The following is a 9055-nucleotide window of genomic DNA, read 5'->3' as shown; positions in this document are numbered from 1 at the left end:
TTCGCGACAACTATATTAGTATATCACCCAACCACACCTCCTGTCAATACCTTTTCTAATATTTTTTAAAAAAATTATTGTTTTTAAGTTAGTGGATAATATTACATACCTTTGTGGCTGGTCAATTGACTTACATTCTATATCTTTTTTAATGAGCAAAAAAATGCCCTTTCGGACATTTTTTCTATTCTTGTTCTTGTTTATACTTTTCGAGTTCAGCTTTATTAGCCCAGACGTAGTGTCCTGGACGAATCTCTGCCATTTCTGGCTTATCAACAGAATAATCGTGCTGTTCAGGATCATAGACCTTCAACACTTTTTTACGCTCTAAGATTGGGTCTGGGATTGGAACAGCCGAGAGCAGGGATTGTGTGTAGGGATGGACCGGATGGTTGAACAACTCCTCTGTCTCAGCTACCTCTACAATGACACCTTTATAAATTACGGCGATACGATCAGAAATGAAACGAACCACTGAGAGATCATGGGCAATAAAGAGATATGTCAGTCCTAGCTCTTTTTGGAATTTTTTCAATAGATTCAGAACCTGAGCCCGGACAGACACGTCCAAGGCAGAGATAGGCTCATCAGCAATTACGAAATCTGGTTGCATGACCAAAGCGCGAGCAATCCCAATCCGTTGACGTTGTCCACCAGAGAATTCATGAGGATAGCGAGTTAAATGCTCAGCCAACAAGCCAACTTCATTGATGATATCTTTCACTTTTCTTTGACGATCTTCTTCACTGTCAAACAAATGGTAATTATAGAGACCCTCCGAAAGGATGTAGTCAACAGTTGCACGCTCATTCAGACTGGCAGCTGGGTCTTGGAAAATCATCTGAATCTTACGAATCAAGTCCGCTTCTTCTGCTTTTGATTTTTTCCCGTTAATCTTTTTACCTTCGTAGAAGATATCACCGGCACTGGTATCATTAAGTCCGATAATAGCTCGACCAATAGTAGTCTTACCAGAACCTGATTCTCCTACAAGAGAGAAAGTTTCCCCCTTATTGATGAAGAAATTTGCGTTTTTTACTGCTACAAATTTCTTACTTCCTTCGCCGAAGGAAATTTCTAAATCTTTAATTTCAACTAATTTTTCAGTCATTTCCTTCCTCCTAAGCTTCTAATTGATTGAAGCCCATTTTTGAACGAATCTTTTCATGCAGGTTTTCGATAATCTCTGGTTTATGAACCTTAGGTGCATCTTCATGGAGCAACCAAGTCTTAGCCCAATGAGTATCTGACACATTGAAAGCCGGCGCTGCTTCTTCAAAGTCAATTGACATGGCATAGTCAGAACGCAAAGCAAAGGCATCTCCTTTGATTGGTGAATAAAGTGACGGCGGAGTTCCAGGAATCGAGTAAAGGGCCCCATTCGCATCTGCCAACTGAGGTAAGCTGGATAGCAAGCTCCATGTGTAAGGATGTTTTGGCTCGTAGAAGATTTCTTCAACTGTACCGTATTCGATAATCTCACCAGCATACATGACTGCAACCTTATCTGCAATACTAGCTACAACTCCAAGGTCGTGCGTAATAAAGATGGTTGTGAAATGATATTCTTGCTGCAAGGATTTGAGCAAGTCAATGATCTGCGCTTGAATGGTTACATCGAGGGCTGTTGTCGGCTCATCACAGATAAGAATATCAGGACGGCAAGCCAAGGCAATAGCAATAACAATCCGCTGACGCATACCACCTGAGTATTGGAAAGGATACTCTTCGAAACGTTTTTCCGCATCTGGAATTCCGACCTTGCTCATGTAATCGATGGCCATTTTTTTAGCTTCTTTGGCTGATTTTCCTTGGTGCTTGATAATGACTTCTGTAATCTGGCTTCCAATCGTATTAATGGGATCCAAGCTCGTCATCGGATCTTGGAAAATAGTCGCAATTTTTGCACCGCGAATCGGCTCCCAATCTTTGTTACTACGAAGAGTTGTCAAATCTTTACCGCGGTAGTCAATGGTTCCTTGGGCTACACGGCCATTTTCTTCTAACATACCAGTAAAGGTTTTGGTTAAGACAGACTTACCGGAACCAGATTCACCAACAATAGCAAGTACTTCGCCTTCAATCAAGTCCAGAGAGACTCCGCGAATGGCTGTTAAAACTCGGTCGCGAACATCAAATTCCACGACAATATCGCGAGCAGTCAATATTACATTTTCATTCTTTGTCATATTTACTCCTATCTATGTGTACGTGGATCGCTGGCGTCGGCTAAGTTTTGACCAACTACGAAGAAAGTAAGGGATACCAAAATCAGAGTTGTGAGTGGAATCCAAAAGAGGTAAGCATTTGTCGTCACGTTTTGAGAATAATCTGAAATCAAGCGTCCCAAACTTGGCACTGTTACAGGAAGCCCTAATCCAAAGAAGGACAGAAAGGCTTCGTAAGAGATAAAGCTTGGCAACATTTGTGAAGTGGTGGTCACGATAACAGATACCAACTGCGGCATAATGTTCTTCGTTACAATCTTGAGAGTTGGTGTACCAAGAGTACGAGAGGCAAGGTTGTATTCCAAATCCCGATAGCGCATAATCTGCACACGGATAGTGTAGGCAATACCGACCCAACCAGTAATCGTCATGGCAAAAATAAGATTCCAGAAACCAGCACCGATAGAGTAGGTCAAGACAATGACAATCAAGAGGGCTGGGATATTTGAAATGATATTATAGACTTCCATCATGACGCGGTCAACTGTTTTGGAAATTCCCCAGATACCGCCAATGATAACTCCGATAGCCAGATTAATAACCGTCGCAATAATCGAAATGAGAATAGAGTTACGGGCACCAAACCAAACACCGTCAAAGAGAGACTTACCATTACTGTCCGTTCCAAACCAGTATTGACCACTTGGCTTGATATAACGCATGCTAAAGTCATTTACCTTGCTCACGTCATTAAAGTCGAAGTTTGAAAACATAGGATAAATGAAGCTCATGAGAATAATGGCAATCAGAATTCCTAACATGGTAATGGTTGATTTCTTTTTCAAAAATTGACGCATGACTGATTTCCAGTAAGAATAGGCTGGAGCATCAATCGTTTCAGAGGCAAAATCGTCACGTTTGACAAATTGGAATTTGCTTTTATCAATTGTAGCCATTATTTACCTCCTTTTGATGTTAACTTAATACGTGGGTCCAGTACAGTCATCAGAATGTCACCCAGCAAGAGAGCGAAGATAGACAGACATGTGAAGATGAATACAAGACCAACAACCATAGAGTTATTGGATGCCTTAACAGAATCAATCAGCATCTTACCCATACCAGGGAAAGCAAAGACAGTTTCTGTCAGAGTCGCACCTGCAATAACACCAACGATAGAAGCTGGGATACTAGATACCAGCGGCACCATAGCGTTTTTAAAGATGTGCTTGTTAGAAATTTCTTTTTCTGAGAGCCCCTTCGCACGCGCAAAGCGGACAAAGTCCTGAGACTGCAGGTCAATCATATAACGGCGAATCCAAACAGCCGTCCAAGGAGCACTCAAAAGCCCTAGAATAACAGCCGGAAGGACATAAGAACGCCAATCTCCTGCTCCCAAGATTGGGAAGGAATCTGGAAGACCAACAGCAGAGCCAGCCAAACGGACGATGTAGACCAAGGCGATGGTTGGCAGTGACATCATAAAGGTCAAGCCAGCTGTAGAAATGCTATCAAACCATGTATTCTTGAGTCGAGCCATGTAGGATCCGAGTGGAATAGCAATCAGATAAGACAGAGCCACACCAATCAAACCAATAATGGCTGAGCTGGTAATCATGGACGGATTTTGATAGTTGCTTTGAGTCGCTGTATAGGCATCTCCCTTACCAAACTTAGCAATGTCCTGTGAATCGGCTTTGCTTGGTGTCTTATAGGTACGAGAGTAAATGTTAACAGACGATGTCTTTTTACCTGTTGGGAATTGAACTTCAGAAGACTTAGTTTGTCCTTGTCCTTGCGTAATAACCTGCAGAACAGGGATATTGGCATAGGTTGGATAAGAATTACCTAAATTAAAGGTAATAAAGTTCTGGTGGACAAATGGGAACTGACCATTAAAGTAAAGCAAATATTTATGCTTGGTACCAGAACCTACAAGAGACCAACCAATAGAAGGATCATTTTCAAACCGGATATAACGCTCTAGGTTCGGATTTTCCTCATCTTGGATAACATTTGGATGGTCAATTTGAATCAAATTAGCATAGAACTCAAAGACACGTTCATACACAGGTACTTCACGTACAGCATAGAATTCTCCGCTCAGTGGGAATTTCTGCAATTTCCAGCCATTACCGAGTTTATCAATATACTTCTGATAAATCTTCTCGTTTGCTTCAGTAGCTTCTGTGGTAACAGAAGAATCTTCCTTGCTAGCCTTCTCCTGCAGTTCCTTGGTATCATAATAGTCAATGTAACCCATCCGCTCAAAGATGGTGTTCTCATAGTTAGTCTTTTTATCTTTATTGGTCGCTATTTTATTATAGTTAGGATCCTGCTTGAAAATCAACCTTCTTGGCACCATAGTATAGATAATGGCATAAGTCAGGGTCGTCACCAAGAAAATCGACACAATTGAGCGTAAGATACGCATAAAAATATATTTTTTCATTTATCGTTTCCTTTAAATTCCAAAAGAACTTTCTCCTCTATTAGAGAAAGTTCTCTTAGCAAGCTTATTTCACGTGGTCTGCTAATTCTTCTTGAGCTTTTTTATTAGATTCCGCACGTTCTTTATTCCATTTTTCCTGAGCGCTATTATAATCTTTTGTCGTTACAGGCTCATCCTGCAATTTCATGTACTTATAACTTGCTGCTTCACGCGCCTTAGCACCAGACCAAGCAAACGGTGCTGAGAAAGGCACTACCTTAGTCAAGGTTGGACGGCCAGTTCTAGAGGTTACCGGAATCAACAAAGCACTATCAGTCAGCCAAGCCTGAGCAGCCGCATATTTTTCGTAGCGCTTGTTGAGATCCATCTTCTCTGCTCCAGCTTCTTCAACTAGTTTGGTATATTCATCCAAACCAACTTGTTTTGCTGCAGCATTATCGGTGCCGTCAAATCCTAAGAAGGTCTTAGTATTCTCACCACCAGGTTTGATAACATCAAGATAGGTAGATGGATCTTGATAGTCCGGAGACCAGCCGACATTATCTGAAATATCCCAGTCCTCTTCAGCAGCAGAAGGAGCAAACAAGGTAATGTTAGTCACTTCATCCTTAGACAATTGGTGAACATCAATCACAACATTATCTGTTCCCAAAGTCTTCTCAATGGATTGCTTGAGGGATTGAACGCGCTGTACTTTAGAAGTAGCTGTTTGATCAACCGGAATGTCCAGATGAATTGGGAATTCCACTCCATCAGCTTTCAAAGCTTCTTTTGCTTTAGCGAATTCAGCCTTTGCTTTGTTCTCGTTATAGAGACCATCTTGACCATCTGAGAAGTCAACGTCTTTCCATTCGTCGCCATAAGTTACTACTTTTTCCTTAACTAAGTCACCGAAGGACTTGTCACCAGCTTGCACAAATGTAGGTGGGATGTAAAGGTTACGAAGAAGTTTGTCTGCTCCGTCCTTACCATTAATCTGAGATGCATAGGACTCACGATTGAAGGCAAAGGTCAAAGCCTGACGGAAGTCCTTGTTAAGCAAGGCTTTCTTAGTTGAAGTCTTTTGAACTTCTGATGTCTTAGCCGTATGATTATAAGACTGGCGATCAATGTTAGTACCTACTAAGAAAGTTGAGGCATCTTGAGGTGTATAGACGATATTATCTTTAAAGTCTTTTTCAACCTTTTCATAAGTCGCACTAGTTGGGAAAAGTCTGGCTGTTGTCAATGCGCCTTGGCTGAACTGCTCAGCAGGTTTTCCTTGATCTTGTCCATCATAGAAAGAGAGTTTAACTGCATCTACGTGAACATTTTCTTTGTCCCAATAATTAGGATTCTTCTCAAATTGAATTTCAGATTTTGAAGTCAATGATTTGAGCAAGAAAGGTCCGTTATAAAGCAAGCTTGTTGGATCAGTTGCTTGAGCGAACTTATCGCCTTGGTTTTTCAAAAAGTCTTTGTTTACTGGGTAGAGAATTCCCATTGTAGTTTTAGAATTCCAGAAGCTCTCTGGCTCATTAAGAGTATACTCAACGGTATGATCATCGACTGCTTTGATCCCTACTTCTGAGAAATCAATCTTCCCAGAAATATAGTCCTTAAGCCCTTTGACAGAATCCTGAACCAAGTAGATTGTTTCAGATTTATTGTCTGCCGCATACTTAAGACCTGTGACAAAGTCTTCTGCTGTGACATCTGCGTACTCTTCACCTTCAGAAGTATACCACTTAGCATCTTTGCGAAGCTTGTATGTATAGGTCTTCCCATCTGGTGATACAGTCCATTTTTCTGCCATTGAAGGAACCAAGTTCCCATATTGGTCGTTTTCTAAAAGACCGTCAATGACATTTGCTGTCAAGTCTGTTGTAGCAGCTTTACTTGAAGTGAGATAGTTCAAGTTTTCAGGATCTGTCTCGTAGATATAATTAAAGGTGTTAGAACTGCCTGATTTTGTGTTTGGCTTAGAGCCTGAGCAAGCTGCAAGAAAGCCAGCCGCAAGAAGAGTAACTCCTGCTAACGCAAGGACTTTGCTTTGTTTCATATGGGTTTCTCCATCTTTTAGATTTTTAGATTTAATTAAGATTATAGCATAGATAGTACTAAAAGTAAAATAAATTTTCAGAATATTAAGTTAGCTCACTGGCACCCTCATATGTTTATGTAATCAGGTTTCCCGCATGTCTGTCATCTAGGATTAGACAACCTTAGTCTCGCCCATTCCGCCTCTAAAATCATCAAAAATCCCACTGTTGCTACAATGGGATTTTCTTGATTTATTTGATATGTTCCGCGAGTTCTTCTTGAGCTTTTTTATTGGATTCTTCCTTTTCTTTTGCCCATTTTTCACGCGCTTTCTCATATTCTTTAGTCGTTATTGGTTTATCTTGGATTTCAACATATTTAAAGCTGTATTCACCCTTGTTTCCAGTCCAAGCAAATGGTCCTGAGAATGGAACAACCTTACGGACACTTGGTGTTGCACCAGATGACCAAGCTGGCATCAACAGAGCACTGTCTGTCAGCCAAGCCTGAGCTGCAGCATATTTTTCGTAACGTTTGTTAATATCCTCGTTTTCCGAAGCTGCGTCTTCCAAGAGTTTGTCATATTCTTCAAAGCCAGCCTCTTTAGCTGCCGCATTGTCTGTACCAGGATCAAATCCAAAGTAGCCGTCAACATTCTCACCAGTCTTAGAGCCAGTGATTTCCAAATAAGAAGATGGATCGTTATAATCTGGGCTCCAGCCAAGATTATTATTTAAGTCCCAGTCTTCTTGAGATGCCGAGGTCGCAAAGTAGGTGATGTTATTCAACTCATCATCTGTCATCTGCTGAATGTCAATCACCACATTGTCAGAGCCAAGATTGGATTCAATAGACTGCTTCAGTGACTGAACACTCTTAACACCATTGGTATCTGCTGAGCTAACCGGAATATCCAGATGAATAGGGAATTCTACTCCCTCTGCCTGCAGCGCTTCCTTAGCTTTGGCAAATTCTGCCTTGGCTTTTTCTGGATTATAAAGACCATCCTGAGCGTCGTCTAATTTGACTCCCTTCCACTCATCACCGTAGCTAGCCAGATTTTCTTCTACAATGCTGCCGAACTCTTTACCATTAGCTTGTACAAAGGTTGGCGGAACAAAGGTATTACGAAGCTGCTTGTCTGCTGCTTCTTCACCATTGGTTTGTGCAGAATAGGCAGTACGGTCAAAGGCAAAAAGCAGAGCCTGACGGAAATCTTTATTGAGCAGTGCTTTCTTAGTAGAAGATTTCTGTGCATCCGTTGTCTTAGAAGTATGCTCGTAAGACTGACGGTCGATATTAGTTGTGACAAAGAAGGTTCCTGAACCTTGAGGAGTGTAGACGATATTATCGCCATACTGTTTCTTCACACTGGCAAAGTTGGAGCTATTTGGGAAAAGACGAGCAATGGTGTAGTTGCCGTCAGAGAAGCCACGCACTAGAGATTCTGTATCTTGACCATCGTAGTAAGAAAATTTGACAGTGTCAATTTTCACCTTTTCCTTATCCCAATAGTTTGGATTCTTCTCTAAGCTAATTTGAGATTTCGAAGTGATAGATTTCAAGATAAACGGACCGTTATAGAGGACACTGGTCGGATCCGTTCCCTGAGCAAACTTGTCACCTTTTGATTTCAGGAATTCTTCGTTAATTGGGAAAAGAATCCCCATGGTTGTCTTAGAATTCCAGAAACTTTCTGGCTGATTCAAAGTGTATTGAACAGTAGAATCATCCACCGCCTTGACACCCACTTGGGAGAAATCAGTTATTTTACCATTGACATAGTCGTCCAAGCCTTTAACAGATTTTTGAATGATATAGAGACCCTCAGACTTGCTGTCTGCGGCATGCTTCAGACTGGTCACAAAGTCCTTAGCAGTCACATCTGCATACTCTTCACCATCAGAAGTATACCATTTCACTCCCTCACGAAGCTTATAAGTATAGGTTAGACCATCTTTTGAAACGGTCCAATCTTCCGCTAGAGAAGGCACTAAGTTACCATACTTATCGCTTTCTAGCAAACCATCCACTACATTAGCCATAATCTCATTGGTTGCCCGCTTATTGGACACAGTGTAATCCAGCGTATCTGGATCTGCCGTATAAACATAGCTATAGTTTTTCCCAGATGAATTGGAGCCACCAAACGAACAGGCAGCCAGAATTCCTGCAGAGAGAATGACAAGCCCAGCAGCTGCAGCTAACTTAGATGTTTTCATAAACTTCCTCCAGTTTTCATTAAGATTACTTTCATTATAGCACTTCTGCGACAGGATGTAAACGCTTCAATGCAATAGAGAGTCATATAAAAAAGAGACTGGAACAAAATGTCTCAGTCTCGCTTTATCGTATTCACAAACTTTTGATTCCAAACTGTTTATAAAGAATCAAAAGCTCGCGGTTCAGAACC

The 9055-nt window shown here is 41.2% G+C and carries 6 protein-coding genes; all 6 read right to left on the bottom strand.

Features of this window, described 5'->3' with window-relative positions:
* Positions 1-184: 184 nt before the first annotated feature.
* The gene (locus RYK49_RS08970; RefSeq protein WP_125434312.1) at positions 185-1111 is read right to left on the bottom strand and encodes an ATP-binding cassette domain-containing protein; all 927 of its coding nucleotides are present in this window, start codon (positions 1109-1111) and stop codon (positions 185-187) included.
* 10 nt (positions 1112-1121) lie between these two features.
* Entirely contained in the window at positions 1122-2189 is a 1068-nt protein-coding gene (locus tag RYK49_RS08965) for an ABC transporter ATP-binding protein (RefSeq protein WP_125445638.1), read from the bottom strand.
* Between the two features lie 8 nt (positions 2190-2197).
* A complete protein-coding gene (gene oppC / locus RYK49_RS08960; protein ID WP_002927638.1) occupies positions 2198-3124 on the bottom strand; it encodes an oligopeptide ABC transporter permease OppC in 927 nt (308 codons plus the stop codon).
* On the bottom strand, positions 3124-4620 hold the full coding sequence (locus RYK49_RS08955; RefSeq protein WP_125382486.1) for an ABC transporter permease: 1497 nt from the start codon (positions 4618-4620) through the stop codon (positions 3124-3126). Before RYK49_RS08955 ends, oppC begins: the two co-directional genes overlap by 1 nt.
* Positions 4621-4684: 64 nt before the next feature.
* Positions 4685-6661 carry a peptide ABC transporter substrate-binding protein gene (locus RYK49_RS08950; RefSeq protein ID WP_311164857.1) on the bottom strand — a complete coding sequence of 659 codons (1977 nt, stop codon included), beginning with the start codon at positions 6659-6661 and terminating at the stop codon, positions 4685-4687.
* 232 nt (positions 6662-6893) lie between these two features.
* Positions 6894-8864 carry a peptide ABC transporter substrate-binding protein gene (locus tag RYK49_RS08945; protein WP_314865487.1) on the bottom strand — a complete coding sequence of 657 codons (1971 nt, stop codon included), beginning with the start codon at positions 8862-8864 and terminating at the stop codon, positions 6894-6896.
* Positions 8865-9055 lie beyond the last annotated feature (191 nt).

It is taken from the genome of uncultured Streptococcus sp. (assembly GCF_963525625.1).
Classification (GTDB): domain Bacteria; phylum Bacillota; class Bacilli; order Lactobacillales; family Streptococcaceae; genus Streptococcus.
This window is presented reverse-complemented; position numbering and strand designations above follow the sequence as displayed.